A 12,938-nucleotide genomic window follows, 5' to 3' on the forward strand; every position below is an offset into this window, starting at 1 on the left:
TGCCCGCGCAGGCGGACATCCAGAAATTCTGTCATTCAGGTTAATTTATTTTATGATGTTATTTATGGTAATTATAAGTAATTTGTAGAAAATATAATATACAAGATTAAAATTATATTGACTGATAATAACTTAAAAAGTATGATTTCCGGGAATTTTAACCGGATATTGACCCGGACGGATGCACCCATTGTCCGTCCGGAAACGTCAACCGGATCATGCACGGGATTAACCGCCGGGAGCATCAAATGAAAAACCTGCTGACGACAAAGGAAGTCGCACAATTTTTAGAGGTCAATGAAAAAATGGTTTACACCCTGGTGGCTGAAAAAGGGTTGCCGGCAACCAAGGTAACCGGCAAGTGGCTGTTTCCGCGTCATCTGGTGGAACAGTGGATCGAAATGCACACCAGCAATTATCCGCAGCAGGCAACCCACCTGCCGCCTTACGAAGGGATTCTGATCATCACCGGCAGCAACGACCCCCTGCTGGACCGGTCGATTTCACTTTTTAATTCTCTTTACCCCGATCAAATTGCCGTCTTCGGCAACCTGGGCAGCATGGGTGGCCTCCGGGCCCTGCGTCAAAACCGCTGCCACATGGCCGCCAGCCATCTGCTCCAGGAGGATGAGGCCGAATACAACTTTGACTTTGCCACCAAAGAACTGGGAGCTCTGCCCGCCATTGTCAACTTTTGCCGGCGGGAGCAGGGCGTCCTGGTGCAAAGGGGAAACCCCAAAAAGATAACCGGCATCGCCGATCTGGGCAGAGCGGGGCTTCAGATTGTAAACCGCCCCCTGGGCACCGGCACCCGGCTGCTGCTGGACCGGGAACTGGGCAAGGCCGGGGTGGAGGGCAGCACGATTAAAGGCTACCACCATGAAGTCAACCGCCACCTGGATCTCGGCCTTGAGATTTTATCCGGCCGCGCCGATGCCGGGCCGGGAATCCGCGCTGTGGCCGGCCTGCTCGATCTTGATTTTATCCCCCTGCGCTGGGAAAGGTTCGACCTGCTGGTTTCCAAGGACAGATTCTTTGATAAAGGCGTCCAGCTGTTTCTCGGCCTGCTGGTTGAAAAAACATTTCGGGAAATTGCATCCCACTACTCCGGTTATGATGTCGAGTTTTCCGGAAAGATGGTTTATCCCAAAAACAGTGAAAAAAATAATCCCGATAGCCGATAAAACTTTAAACTGCACATCAGGAAAAGGAGAAAGATCATGAAACCGCGTTCTTTATGTTTATGGTTGGCCCTGTTGGTTCTCTTGACGCTGCCGGCCGCAGCCACCGCCCAGGATAAAATCCTTAAAATGTCGACGACCACCAGCACCCAGGCTTCAGGCTTGCTGGATGTCCTTTTGCCTGCGCTGGAAAAGGATACCGGCATTCAGGTGAAAGTCTTTGCCAAAGGCACCGGTGCCGCCATCCGCGACGGCATGGACGGCAATGTGGACGTCATATTCGTTCATGACCGCGAAAGAGAGGATAAGTTTTTGGCTGACGGTTACGGCACCAAACGCTATGGCGTCATGCACAATGATTTTGTCATCATCGGTTCCCCCAAAGATCCGGCCGGCGTTAAGGAGCTCAAGGATGCTGCCGCGGCATTGAAAAAAATCGCCGCTGCCAATGCGCTGTTTATCTCCCGCGGGGACGACAGCGGCACCCACGGCAAGGAACAGGCGCTGTGGAAATCCAGCGGCGTTGCCGCCGCCACCCAGCGTGTTGAAGTGGTCAGCGGCGGCAACAAAAGAACCATCAGCTTCATCGTCCCCCAAGGGTCCGAAAAATGGTATCTTTCCATCGGGCAGGGGATGGGCAAGACCATTACATTTGCCGATGAAAAGCAGGCCTACACCCTGACCGACCGGGGCACGTACATCAGCTATAAATACGGCAAGGGCGCCAAGCTCGATCTTGAAATCCTGTGCGAAGGCGGCGATGATCTGGCCAACCCCTATGGCGTTATTCCGGTAAGCCCGGCCAAATATCCCCATGTCAAATCTGATCTGGCCGAACAGTTTGCCCAATGGCTCGTGTCCCCAAGAGGTCAATCTGTAATCGCAAACTACAAGATGCTGGGAAAACAGTTGTTTTTTCCGGACGCGGTAAAGTAACGATGAATCTTATAATTGACAGCATTCTTTCCGCAATCAACCTGATCCTTTCGCTGGATGCGGAAATGATGAACATTGTTGCGGTTTCCCTCAAGGTCAGCGCCGCCTCCACGCTGTTTGCAGGGGTGCTGGGAGTTCCCCTGGGATTTTTCGTGGCATTTGAAACATTTCCGGGAAAACGGCTGATCATCACCCTGCTGAACACCCTGCTGGCGCTCCCCACCGTTGTCATCGGGCTTTTTGTTTACGCCTTTATCTCCAGAAGGGGCATCTTCGGCGCCCTGGACCTGCTCTACACCCAAAAGGCCATGGTAATCGGTCAGGTTATCCTGGTCCTGCCGATTGTGGCGACTTTTACCATCGCCGCCATCAGCCGGATCGATGAACGCTACCGCAAGACCGCAATGACCCTGGGCGCCAATCGCCTGCAGACCGCCGGTGTTATCTTCAGAGAAGCCCGTTTTGGGATTGTCGCCGCGCTGGTGGCGTCCTTCGGCCGGGTCATCGCCGAAGTGGGCATCAGCATGATGCTGGGGGGCAACGCCAGGGGCTTTACCCGCACCATGACCACCGCCATGGCCCTGGAATATGACAAAGGCCAGTTTGTCCTGGCGGTGGCGCTGGGAATTATTTTGCTCAGCATCAGTTTCGGTTTAAATCTACTATTTAACTTCTTTCAGGGGAGATACGACCGGTGACCTTGTATCGTCTCTCGCAGCTGACAAAAACATACCGCAACCGGACGGTTCTCGATATTCCCTTTTTGGAAATCGACCCGGGAAAGATCTACGCCCTGATGGGTCCCAACGGCGCCGGCAAAACCACCTTGCTGAACATTCTCGGTTTTCTGGACCCGCCCACAGGCGGCAGTGTTCAGTTTTGTTCTCGCTCGGTTCAGTTCACAGAACCTGCCCTGCAGGCGCTTCGCAAAGAGGTCGTGATCGTGGATCAGCATCCGATTCTTTTCACCACCACCGTTTATAAAAATCTGGAATTCGGATTAAAGGTCAGGCAGATCGCCAAAAGCGAGCGGGAGCGCATGATCACCGCATCGCTGGAAATGGTCGGCATGCTGGACTTTGCCCAGGCCCTGGCCCACCGCCTGTCAGGAGGGGAAACCCAGCGGGTGGCGCTGGCGCGCGCCTTTGCCGTTTCACCCAAAGTTTTATTATGTGACGAACCTACCGCAAATGTCGACGAGGAGAATCAGGCCATCATCCTCCGTATTCTCAAACAGATCAATGAACAGAAAAAAATTACCATTTTATTTACAACCCACGACCGGACCCAGGCGGCCGCCCTGGCCCAGCAGACTGTGTTTCTAAACAGCGGAAAGATTACCACCAATTCGCCTGAATCTAATCTTTACCATTCACCCATCAGCGCAAAATGATTGCCTAAATTGCAAACGTGACTTGCTATAAAATTTTCACCGGAAAACATATTGAATATATCTATGGTTTCATTGATTATATTGGCTTTTTCGTTTTGACACAGATCTTATTTTAACATATCATTTTTTAATGAAAACGAGTACAAACTACTTGAGCCGGGGGATTTATTCTATCATAACGCAAGGAGCCGGTTCCATTTAAAGATTTTTAAAAAGGTGCAAACATGATGAAAGAAAAACCAGTTCGCCTTACAACAACCGTGAAAGGTTCCGGGTGAGCATCTAAACTTGCTCCAGGGGACCTGGACCGGGCGCTATGTGGAATGGAATTTCCTACGGATGCAAATGTCATCGTGGGATTGGACAGCATCGATGATGCCGGTGTATACAAAATAAATGATGCGCTCGCCATCGTTCAAACCGTTGATTTTTTTACGCCGATTGTTGATGAACCCTATTGGTTCGGACAAATTGCTGCCGCCAACGCACTGAGCGATATTTATGCCATGGGCGGAATTCCGAAAACTGCAATGAATCTGGTGGCCTTTCCAGCGGATAAAATGGACATATCGATTCTGCGCCAAATTATTAAGGGGGGCATAGACAAGATGCGGGAGGCCCAAGTTGTCTTGCTGGGCGGCCACAGCATCGAAGATAACGAACTCAAATACGGATTGTCCGTCACCGGGTTTATTCATCCCGATAAGATTATCAGGAAAAATAACCTTATACTCGGCGACAAACTCATTTTGACCAAGCCGCTTGGCACGGGAATCATTAACACCGCAATCAAGGCAGGAATTGCTTCTCCCGATATAACGGAAACCGTAACCAGGATTATGGCGACACTCAACCAAAAAAGCGCCCAAGTAATGCAAAAATATCCGGTGCATGCCTGTACGGATATCACCGGCTTTGGCCTGCTGGGACATATGGCCGAGATGCTCGCAGGCTCATTACTTGGAATTAAGATTGATAGTCATAAGATGCCGATAATACCGGGGACTGATGAATATGCTCAGATGGGACTTATTCCCGCCGGCGCTTATAAAAATCGAAAATATCGAGAAACGATGGTGGACATTTCATCAACTGTTGATCGAACCTCACAAGATATTCTTTTTGATACGCAAACGTCCGGGGGGTTGCTGATTTGTATAGACGCTGTTTGCGCTGATGCCCTGGTCAACGATTTAAAAAACAATGGGATTGATCGTGCAACCATAATTGGAGAAGTCGTCTCTGAACCAAAAGGAAAGATAGTCGTGGTTTAAAAAAACAGACGGTAGTTTTTCAGGAGGTAAAAAATGAAAAAACTTGATGCCCGCGGTCTTGCCTGCCCGGCGCCGGTTCTTCAAATAAAAGCGACTTTGGAGCAAGAAGATTTGGATTCGGTCATGGTCGTAGTTGACAATGAGGCTGCCAAACAAAATGTCATCCGATTTTTAGAATCCAAGGGATTTAAGGCTTCTGTATCTTTGCGAGGGACCGATTATGAGGTCATTGGCACCTGTGATACGGATAAAATGCCCGAAAGCACACCCGGCCAAAAAGCGGAAACCGGTTTGGGAAAAATCATGGTAATGGTGGCCACAGATCGCATGGGTTTCGGAGATGATGAATTGGGGAAAAAGCTTTTGCTAAGTTTTGTTAAAACCCTCAAAGAGATGGGACCCGACTTATGGCGACTTGTATTTGTCAACAATGGGGTTAAATTGACCATCGACGGAAACGAGGCTTTAACTGTCTTAAAGGAATATGAAGCTGCGGGGCTCAGCATCCTTGTCTGCGGCACATGCCTCAATCATTTTAATTTGTTGGAGCGAAAACAAGTTGGTGATACCACCAATATGTTGGATATCGTTACCTCTATGCAATTAGCTGATAAAGTAATCAGCATCTAAGACGCGCCAAGGCGTACCTTTCGCGTTTGTTTTTTTCTTAGCCTTGATCGGGCGGCGAAACCAGTGAAAAAATCGCCGTGGTTGCATCGTTGATGGGCTTGGCCCCTTCCAGGCTATTGATCTGTTCCCAATTTTCCTGAATCTGTTCTACAGTAGGATGGTTTTCAGGATCCCCCAGTTGAATGCCGGGGCCGGTCAGAACGGCGGCCCGGTTGAATCCCCCCATTCCGGCGTTAAAAATCGCACCGGTCTCATGGCACGCCTCGCTGCAAAGATAGAGCACCAGGGGCGCCACCAGCTCCGGTTTCATTTTTTTAAAGACGTCCGGCGGCAGAATATCTTCCGTCATGCGGGTGCCCGCCGCAGGGGCCACCGTGTTGACGGTGATATTATATTTCTGACCTTCAAGCCTGAGGGTATTCATAAGACCCACCAGGGCCATCTTGGCTGCGGAATAGTTGGCCTGGCCGAAATTGCCGTAAAGACCTGCAGCCGATGTCGTCATAATGATGCGGCCATACCCGTTTAACTTCATTTCCCTGAAGGCCGGCCGGGTGACAAAAAAGGCGCCGTCCAGATGAACCGCCAGGACCGCCTGCCAGTTTTCCGGTTCCATCTTCAAAAAACTTCTGTCGCGCAAAATTCCGGCATTATTGATCAGGATGTCAATTCTTCCAAAAGCTTCCAGCGCTGTTTGGACAATGCCATCGCCCCCGTCCGGTGTGGTTACGGTGTCATAATTGGCAACCGCTTCACCGCCCAGGGCCCTGATTTCGTCAACCACCCTGTCGGCGGCCGTCACCGCGCCCTGACCCGAACCGTCCCGGGAACCGCCCAGATCGTTTACAACCACTTTGGCGCCGCGCCCGGCCAGATCCAACGCATAGACCCGTCCAAGCCCCCCACCGGCCCCGGTAATCACTGCCACCCGATTGTCGAATCGCACGCTATTGCTGTCCATCTATTCTCCTTTATGCATCAATGCCGACATCATCTTTACCGTCAGCTGCACCGCCACCACTTCGCCCCGGGCGCAAACCTCGCCTTTGCCGGCAATGTACTTAAAAAACCGTTTTGCGCCTTCTAATTTCATTCACACTCACATTTACCGGAATGTTCGCGCGATTAATCAGTTTTCAATCCCATTGGAACCAGAAACAGGTTTAAATCAGTTCTTTTAAAAAATGGTGAGCAGAACAAATTCTGATTCCGTCTTTGGTCATAAGGTCAAGATCTCTTTCAAGAAGAACCTGGACGGCATCAACGTCAGGGAACCTCTTTTTGAGGTACAACAATGAACGGCTGGCCTCTTTTTCTGAAGTTTTACATTCAGCAAAGAGGGTTGGCTTCCGATTTTCGATAATGACAAAATCAACTTCTCTTTTATCAACATCCCTGAAATAGCGAAGTTCGATATCACGACCCTGGGTGTCCTGAAGAAAGAAACACCATTTCAGCAAATGGCAGGCAACCAGATTCTCAAATCGAAATCCCATATCCGGAATAACGGTCCAATCGAAATGATAATGTTTGGCTTCTTTTTTTACGGCTCTGATTTTAGGCGCGCCAAAAGGGTAAATTCTGAATACCATATATAAGTTTTCAAGCATTTCGATCCAGCGCGAGATCGACTGATGCGATACTTGTAAATCTTCTCTCAATGCGTTTAAAGAAAGGGGAGAACCTACCAGATCCGGCAGACGTATCACCATTTTTTCAATAATTCCCAAATCCTGAACATTTTCCAGCTCGGCCAGATCCCCGCGAATGACTCTCGACCGGTATTCTCTGCTCCAGCGAAGACTCTGGGTTTCGGAGTGCATCAAGAACGGTTCAGGAAAGCTGCCAAAGATCAATAGATCTTTTACCGTATCGCCCGTATGCGACTTGAGTTCTGCGACGGTCAGGGGCAACAAACGATAGAAATGATAGCGTCCCTGAAGAGAATCGCCCCCCCGCCGGTATAAGTCCAAGCGGGCACTGCCGGTCACCAGTATTTGAAGCGCATCGCCTCTCTTGTCGAACAAGCCTTTGACGATTTGCCGCCAACGGGAATACTTATGGATTTCATCCAGAACCAGAACCCCCGGCTTGGTTGGAAATGTTTCTTTGATGATGTTTTCACGATCTTCAGCCGCATCCCAGTTCAAATAATGGGTGAGAAGATCAGAACCCGCCTGACCACACAGGCGTTTGGCAAGGGTTGTTTTGCCGGTCTGCCTCGGACCGCCGACAAAGACCATTTTACGTTGAAGATCCTCACGGATCGACGGTTCAAGGTAACGGGTATAATATTCATCCATTATTTTAATCACCATCGCAAAACACAAGCGAGTTTTTTACGATGGACATTAATATGGTTGCAACAAGAAATCAAGTATTAATAATTTTATACCGCTTTCCATAATAAAGTTCCGAAACAATGAATTGCAGTATAAGCGGTTGTAGAAAAAACGTTGGGATAACGGAACGTTTTTTCTACAACCGCTATACCTGACCGGAAAGATCATATAGGCATGTGTGTGGCAATGATAATGACCTGTTTTAAGGCATGGTCATCATTAAATGAGGGCCTGGCATTCATACCCCTCTCGACATCATTTTCTCAGGCAGCTGCACCGCCACCACTTCGCCCCGGGCGCATACTTCGCCCTTTGCCGACAGGGTGGTCTCCACAACCACCTTGCGCCCCTTGATCTCCTTTATCCGGCCCCGCAGTTCCAAGGGGACACCCATCGGCGTCGGCCGCAGGTAATCCACTTTCAAAGAGGCCGTCACATACCGCAGCGGCGGCTCGGTGCCCATTTCGCGGCCTTCGGCGCGATACCCTGCCGCCGCCGCACTGCCGGTGCTGTGGCAGTCGATCAACGACGCGATCAACCCGCCATAGACAAAACCGGGCATGGCCGTATGATAAGGCTGCGGCGTAAAGCCGGCGACGGTCTCTTCGCCGTCCCAGTAGCTTTTGATTTGGTGCCCGCGGATGTTTAAATGACCGCAGCCGTAGCAGTGGCTGTAGTCGTCCGGGTAGTGATCCTGAAAAGCTTTCTTCTCCATGAAAACCGTCTCCTCTCTTTTACGCAGCTGCAGGGTTAAATTCCGTAATCTCATGTTTGCATTTGAAGACATCCACGGCAAATCCATTTGCCGTCGGTTTCGGTCATCCGGGTCGCCATGGCCGGTTCTCCGCATTGATCGCATACTTTGGACGACACGATTCTGGCCTTCTCCGGAATCGGCACGTCCACTGCGTTGATATTGAAAAGTTGATCAATCGGCTTATTTAAAACATCGCAGGTCCGCTGAAAATGGAGTTTATCATATTCAGCCTGATCTTTCTTGTCGGCAGTGCCTTGTCTGATCCGTTGTATCAGCTCCCGATGCTTTTCATCCGGCTCAAAAGCGCCGGGCTTTAATACCACCCGAAATCCTTTTTGGGAATTACGGCTGAAAAACGTAAAGGCATGCTTGCCGTACTCCTTATAGATAAAATTACCCTTGCCGAACGTACATCCGGTCAACACCTGGACGGCATCCGCATCGCAGGCGTCTGTTTCCACAACCGTTACCAGTTCTTCGTCCAAGGCTTTGTTCTCTCTGAGAACTTCTATCCCGGCTTTGGCCGCCCGAAAACCAAGGGCAATTCCCGGACAGGTATGGCCGTGAAATTCAATACATTTCCGCCATTCCTGGCTTTCTAAAATTTTTTCGGCGCTCATATTTTATCTCCAGTAAAATGAATCATATCCAGCAGGGTAAATCGAAACCGGTCCGCCGCCTGGGCCGGCAGGACCGTAAAGTGAAACAGGGTATACGCCTGTTCATAATCTGTCTTGGCCGTCATTCCGTCTATGGGTATAACGGCGGTGTAATTTAACTCCCGGGTGGCTTTCGTGGCGGTATTCAATACCGAGATGTTGGAGCGATACCCGGTAATAATGAGCGTATCGATGCTAAAGAGATTTAAATATGACTGTAATTCACCGCCGGTGAACTTGTCAAACCCATCCGGATAGATGACGGGTTCGTTCGGCCGCCGGTTTAAACCGGTATATACCTTTCCTTCCGGTGTGCCTTTATTTCGGAATGAAACCGTATAAATGATCGGCAGGCCCACCTCCCGGGCCCGGTCTAAAAATTTCGGTACGGCCGGTATGAGCCGGTTGCACGGCAGCTCCGGGTTGCCCCAGCGCATGCTGCCGTCCAGTACCAGTACGGCGGTTTTGTTGACATCCACTGTGATGGGCTCCGGCATCGGCAGTTGCGGTTTTTTCTGGTTCATTTTTTTCTCCAGACATCTGTCATATGAAACATTTCGGTTTTGGGAACGGACGTCACGCCGCGGGGTCTTTTTTCAAGGGTGCAGTTCTGTTTTTGGATATCCATCACCACCAGCGCTGTTGTTTGTGGATCAACAGTAACCGCTTTTAATTCCGGCGGGGACGGTGCTTTTACGGCTTTCCATTCATCAACGATCGTCCCTGTTTCGCTCATACAACCTCCTTTGTTATTGGCTTCCTTGTGACGAAACGGTCACGCTGCCGCCTTTATCAAATTTTTCATCCTTCAGCTTCTTGTAATAGGATTGATATAATTGAATGGCTGCCAGGGGATTGTGGCCGGTTACCCGGTCCTTGGCAACCAGCACCGTACACAGGGCATCGGCATAACGCATGACCAAGGAATCATGGCCGACTCACAGTCCGAAAATGATATTGAACTCCGTGTTCATACTATTTAAAACCTTTGCCTGTGTGATGGGGCTGCACATGGGCTCAAAACTTCCGGGGTTGCATTTTTGTGCTTCAGTCAGATCCAGAAACTCTTTCGGCGTTCTACCGACTTTATACACCACTGAAGCCATGCTAAATCCCTGGGCCGTCAATATTTCGATAAAATTTTTGCTTCCTGTTTCAAGCCGCCGCAAAAGGCAAGCCCCAGCTTTTTATAACCCATTTTATGGGCAAACTCGATGGTTTCCTGAACGCGGGGCTTGATGGCATAGCGCACATGGGGATTGTCCTTGCCGCGATTGACATAGCATTCGCCCTCCTGAATGCTGGCGTTTCTTGCAAAGTTTTTAACCGTGGCCTCTTCATATTCCGAGAGCGAGGCCTTAACTACTTTGCTTAAATTAACGGTTGGGCAAAAGGCCGGTCCTTTACCATCCGGCTGACGACATATCTTTTTTTCAATTTTACAATCCGCGCATCGCGGGATCCTGGCAGCAGAATTTTTCATTACATCTCCCTTTTAGATATGCATTTAAACACAATCGGAATTATCTTTACAACCAAAGGAATTTCCCAAGTCGTTATCGCATCATGGTCAGCCGCCGCGCGCCCCGGATCTGCCTGAAGTTTGCCCCCTCGCTGATACAACGCAAAACCAGTTCAGCATCCACCACCTGGGTGCCGGCGACGGCATCGATACCAAAATCAAACAGAATCGGCTAAAATTCCATACTCAAGCCGACATGGGAAAACTGAAATATATCTTCAAATTCCTGTTTGATGCGGGCGATTGCCGCCTGGCCGGTGCAATGGGAGGGCACCAGGTGCTGAATGTTATAGGACCTTAAGGCCTTGATGCTTTCACTGAGCTGTACCTCGCCGGAAAACCCGATGTGCGTTCCCCCGATAATACCGTAGATTTTATCAACGCCGGACTTTTTGATGATATGGTTGAGGGTATTGATGATGCCGGCATGGGCGCACCCCAGAACGATCATCAGTCCCTTTCCCGTGTGAATGGCCATGGATTGGTCGTCCTGAATGATATCGGGGATAACCTTGCCGTCGCGCCGCGCAAAGCGGTCGCCCATATCGCCGCCTTCAAAGGGCGTTTTGCGGGGGACTTCTCCGGTCAGGAATATGCCGTCTTCAATTTCAACATAATTTTCGTTGAATATAAATCGGGCGCCCATTTTTTCAAGATACCCTTTGGTAAAGGGTATGCCGCCGTATGTCTCTTTTTCATTCTTTTTCCTGAATTTATATAAAAAGATATCCGGATGGGCATAGACGTCCATCTTTTTTTTGCCCTGGATGCGAAGCACATCCGGCAGGCCGCCGACATGATCGCCATGGCCGTGGCTGAGTACGATTTTATTGATTGCAGTCAAATCTTTATTTAGGACCAGTGCGTTGTGAACTACTGTTTTCCCCTTGCCGGTATCAAACAGAAAATTCCCATTCCCCGTCTCGATATACGCGCTGAACCCATGCTCTCCGATCGCCTCACTGCGTCCCGGGACTACATTGTCCGTGAGAATCGTCACCCGGCCCTTGACTATTCTCATTTTCAGCATCTCCTATATGTTGTTATCACCTGATTCACCATCGGCAGCCTTTCTCATGGGACACAGCAATAGCTATCGCGTTAACATATATCGGCTATCTTTCTGGCGATCTCTGCAAATGCCGCCGATGTCGGGGAGCCCTCATATTTTTCCTGAAGAGATTCTCCGGCATCCCCACAGGAGACCACCTTTGGATCAAAGGGAATTTTCCCGATAAAATTTATACCGGCAGCCTTGGCGGTTCTTTCCCCGCCACCTGAGCCGAAGAGATCAACCCCCTGGCTGCAGTGAGGACAGATAAACCCGCTCATATTTTCAATAAGCCCCAGAATTTCCATTTTAACTGTCCTGCAAAAACTAATGGACTTCCTGACATCGGCCAGGGAAACCTCCTGGGGCGTCGTCACGATAACAGCTTTAACATCCGAAATCGTCTGGGCAATGGTCAGAGGTTCATCACCGGTCCCCGGTGGAGAATCAATCACCAGATAATCAAGATCGCCCCAGCCGACTTCGCCCAGAAACTGCTTTATGATGGAATTTTTCATGGGACCCCGCCAGATAATGGCATCGTCCTTATTGACGATGAGCGATTCGATTGAAACCGCCCTCAGATTTTCCGAATAGCGCATCGGGCTCAATTTGTTGCTTTCTCCGAAGTCCAGCATGCCGTTTAACCCGAGCATGCGCGGCACATCCGGGCCATGAATGTCAACATCCATCAGCCCCACCCGGTATCCCATGTTGGCAAGCGCTATGGACAGATTGACCGACACGCTGGTTTTGCCGACACCCCCTTTGCCGCTCATGACCAGCAATTTGTTTTTTATTTTTCCCAGCGAATTTGTTACGGATTTTTCCTTCTCAGCTTGAGCGATTAATCTTTCCATTTCAGATTTGGATTGGATCTGAACGGTTCCTTTCTTGCGAGCTTCCATATGAAATCTCTCCTCCTTATCATCTATCGATAATCTTATTTAAACGAATTCTAAATCATCAGTTGGATATGCCATTTCGGTCCCGGCAAAGCGGAGAGCCGCCAAAACAGTTGATGAGAATGCCGGATCCCGCATGCGCATGAATAACTAAACACAAAGCGTTTATATACAAAACAAAGATCGCGAATGCAAGCCGGTGGATTATCCTCCAGTAATTCTGGGCGAACAGATTAAAGTGGATATTTCCTGTAGATATTTGAGTTAAATAGAGTATTCGTGATAATT

General features: G+C 49.6%; 18 protein-coding genes. 6 read left to right on the forward strand and 12 right to left on the reverse strand.

What is annotated here, in order from left to right; genetic code table 11:
• Positions 1-248: 248 nt before the first annotated feature.
• The 6 genes from P1P89_10190 to yedF all read left to right on the forward strand — a co-directional run bounded on the left by P1P89_10190 (position 249) and on the right by yedF (position 5,414).
• Positions 249-1,184: a helix-turn-helix transcriptional regulator gene (locus P1P89_10190; GenBank protein MDF1591872.1), complete on the forward strand. Its 936-nt coding sequence runs from the start codon at positions 249-251 to the stop codon at positions 1,182-1,184.
• A gap of 36 nt (positions 1,185-1,220) precedes the next feature.
• The gene (locus tag P1P89_10195) at positions 1,221-2,117 is read left to right on the forward strand and encodes a substrate-binding domain-containing protein (GenBank protein MDF1591873.1); all 897 of its coding nucleotides are present in this window, start codon (positions 1,221-1,223) and stop codon (positions 2,115-2,117) included.
• A gap of 2 nt (positions 2,118-2,119) precedes the next feature.
• Complete coding sequence (locus tag P1P89_10200) at positions 2,120-2,815, forward strand: ABC transporter permease (protein MDF1591874.1); 696 nt, start codon at positions 2,120-2,122, stop codon at positions 2,813-2,815.
• Positions 2,812-3,510 (forward strand): ATP-binding cassette domain-containing protein, encoded by a 699-nt coding sequence (locus tag P1P89_10205; protein ID MDF1591875.1) that lies wholly within the window; start codon positions 2,812-2,814, stop codon positions 3,508-3,510. The genes P1P89_10200 and P1P89_10205 overlap by 4 nt, the downstream gene beginning before the upstream one ends.
• 224 nt (positions 3,511-3,734) lie before the next feature.
• Complete coding sequence (selD, locus tag P1P89_10210; GenBank protein MDF1591876.1) at positions 3,735-4,784, forward strand: selenide, water dikinase SelD; 1,050 nt, start codon at positions 3,735-3,737, stop codon at positions 4,782-4,784.
• Between the two features lie 33 nt (positions 4,785-4,817).
• Positions 4,818-5,414, forward strand: coding sequence for a sulfurtransferase-like selenium metabolism protein YedF (yedF, locus tag P1P89_10215; protein MDF1591877.1), 597 nt, complete (start codon positions 4,818-4,820; stop codon positions 5,412-5,414).
• Between the two features lie 37 nt (positions 5,415-5,451).
• Here yedF and P1P89_10220 read toward each other — a convergent pair whose 3' ends face one another.
• The 12 genes from P1P89_10220 to P1P89_10275 all read right to left on the reverse strand — a co-directional run bounded on the left by P1P89_10220 (position 5,452) and on the right by P1P89_10275 (position 12,653).
• Entirely contained in the window at positions 5,452-6,375 is a 924-nt protein-coding gene (locus tag P1P89_10220; GenBank protein MDF1591878.1) for an SDR family oxidoreductase, read from the reverse strand.
• Entirely contained in the window at positions 6,376-6,507 is a 132-nt protein-coding gene (locus P1P89_10225) for a hypothetical protein (GenBank protein MDF1591879.1), read from the reverse strand.
• A 70-nt stretch (positions 6,508-6,577) separates the two neighbouring features.
• The gene (locus P1P89_10230) at positions 6,578-7,717 is read right to left on the reverse strand and encodes an ATP-binding protein (protein MDF1591880.1); all 1,140 of its coding nucleotides are present in this window, start codon (positions 7,715-7,717) and stop codon (positions 6,578-6,580) included.
• A gap of 277 nt (positions 7,718-7,994) precedes the next feature.
• On the reverse strand, positions 7,995-8,471 hold the full coding sequence (locus P1P89_10235) for a PaaI family thioesterase (GenBank protein ID MDF1591881.1): 477 nt from the start codon (positions 8,469-8,471) through the stop codon (positions 7,995-7,997).
• Between the two features lie 50 nt (positions 8,472-8,521).
• A complete protein-coding gene (locus P1P89_10240) occupies positions 8,522-9,133 on the reverse strand; it encodes an FmdE family protein (GenBank protein MDF1591882.1) in 612 nt (203 codons plus the stop codon).
• Positions 9,130-9,696 (reverse strand): isochorismatase family protein, encoded by a 567-nt coding sequence (locus P1P89_10245; GenBank protein MDF1591883.1) that lies wholly within the window; start codon positions 9,694-9,696, stop codon positions 9,130-9,132. Before P1P89_10245 ends, P1P89_10240 begins: the two co-directional genes overlap by 4 nt.
• On the reverse strand, positions 9,693-9,908 hold the full coding sequence (locus P1P89_10250; GenBank protein MDF1591884.1) for a hypothetical protein: 216 nt from the start codon (positions 9,906-9,908) through the stop codon (positions 9,693-9,695). Before P1P89_10250 ends, P1P89_10245 begins: the two co-directional genes overlap by 4 nt.
• Before the next feature lie 13 nt (positions 9,909-9,921).
• Positions 9,922-10,089 (reverse strand): hypothetical protein, encoded by a 168-nt coding sequence (locus P1P89_10255; protein MDF1591885.1) that lies wholly within the window; start codon positions 10,087-10,089, stop codon positions 9,922-9,924.
• 21 nt (positions 10,090-10,110) lie between these two features.
• Complete coding sequence (locus P1P89_10260; protein ID MDF1591886.1) at positions 10,111-10,278, reverse strand: DUF1847 domain-containing protein; 168 nt, start codon at positions 10,276-10,278, stop codon at positions 10,111-10,113.
• A gap of 17 nt (positions 10,279-10,295) precedes the next feature.
• Entirely contained in the window at positions 10,296-10,655 is a 360-nt protein-coding gene (locus P1P89_10265; GenBank protein MDF1591887.1) for a DUF1847 domain-containing protein, read from the reverse strand.
• A 211-nt stretch (positions 10,656-10,866) separates the two neighbouring features.
• Complete coding sequence (locus tag P1P89_10270; protein ID MDF1591888.1) at positions 10,867-11,715, reverse strand: MBL fold metallo-hydrolase; 849 nt, start codon at positions 11,713-11,715, stop codon at positions 10,867-10,869.
• A gap of 80 nt (positions 11,716-11,795) precedes the next feature.
• A complete protein-coding gene (locus P1P89_10275; GenBank protein ID MDF1591889.1) occupies positions 11,796-12,653 on the reverse strand; it encodes an Mrp/NBP35 family ATP-binding protein in 858 nt (285 codons plus the stop codon).
• Between the last annotated feature and the right edge of the window lie 285 nt (positions 12,654-12,938).

This window comes from Desulfobacterales bacterium (assembly GCA_029211065.1).
Taxonomy (GTDB): domain Bacteria; phylum Desulfobacterota; class Desulfobacteria; order Desulfobacterales; family JARGFK01; genus JARGFK01.

Excerpts from the sequence above, each read along its gene's own strand:
- P1P89_10190 (MDF1591872.1), top strand. The coding sequence starts at position 249 with ATGAAAAACCTGCTGACGACAAAGGAAGTCGCACAATTTTTAGAGGTC.
- P1P89_10195 (MDF1591873.1), top strand. The coding sequence starts at position 1,221 with ATGAAACCGCGTTCTTTATGTTTATGGTTGGCCCTGTTGGTTCTCTTG.
- P1P89_10200 (MDF1591874.1), top strand. The coding sequence starts at position 2,120 with ATGAATCTTATAATTGACAGCATTCTTTCCGCAATCAACCTGATCCTT.
- yedF (MDF1591877.1), top strand. The coding sequence starts at position 4,818 with ATGAAAAAACTTGATGCCCGCGGTCTTGCCTGCCCGGCGCCGGTTCTT.
- P1P89_10220 (MDF1591878.1), bottom strand. The coding sequence starts at position 6,375 with ATGGACAGCAATAGCGTGCGATTCGACAATCGGGTGGCAGTGATTACC.
- P1P89_10225 (MDF1591879.1), bottom strand. The coding sequence starts at position 6,507 with ATGAAATTAGAAGGCGCAAAACGGTTTTTTAAGTACATTGCCGGCAAA.
- P1P89_10230 (MDF1591880.1), bottom strand. The coding sequence starts at position 7,717 with ATGGATGAATATTATACCCGTTACCTTGAACCGTCGATCCGTGAGGAT.
- P1P89_10235 (MDF1591881.1), bottom strand. The coding sequence starts at position 8,471 with ATGGAGAAGAAAGCTTTTCAGGATCACTACCCGGACGACTACAGCCAC.
- P1P89_10240 (MDF1591882.1), bottom strand. The coding sequence starts at position 9,133 with ATGAGCGCCGAAAAAATTTTAGAAAGCCAGGAATGGCGGAAATGTATT.
- P1P89_10245 (MDF1591883.1), bottom strand. The coding sequence starts at position 9,696 with ATGAACCAGAAAAAACCGCAACTGCCGATGCCGGAGCCCATCACAGTG.
- P1P89_10250 (MDF1591884.1), bottom strand. The coding sequence starts at position 9,908 with ATGAGCGAAACAGGGACGATCGTTGATGAATGGAAAGCCGTAAAAGCA.
- P1P89_10255 (MDF1591885.1), bottom strand. The coding sequence starts at position 10,089 with ATGCGTTATGCCGATGCCCTGTGTACGGTGCTGGTTGCCAAGGACCGG.
- P1P89_10260 (MDF1591886.1), bottom strand. The coding sequence starts at position 10,278 with ATGGCTTCAGTGGTGTATAAAGTCGGTAGAACGCCGAAAGAGTTTCTG.
- P1P89_10265 (MDF1591887.1), bottom strand. The coding sequence starts at position 10,655 with ATGAAAAATTCTGCTGCCAGGATCCCGCGATGCGCGGATTGTAAAATT.
- P1P89_10270 (MDF1591888.1), bottom strand. The coding sequence starts at position 11,715 with ATGAGAATAGTCAAGGGCCGGGTGACGATTCTCACGGACAATGTAGTC.
- P1P89_10275 (MDF1591889.1), bottom strand. The coding sequence starts at position 12,653 with ATGGAAGCTCGCAAGAAAGGAACCGTTCAGATCCAATCCAAATCTGAA.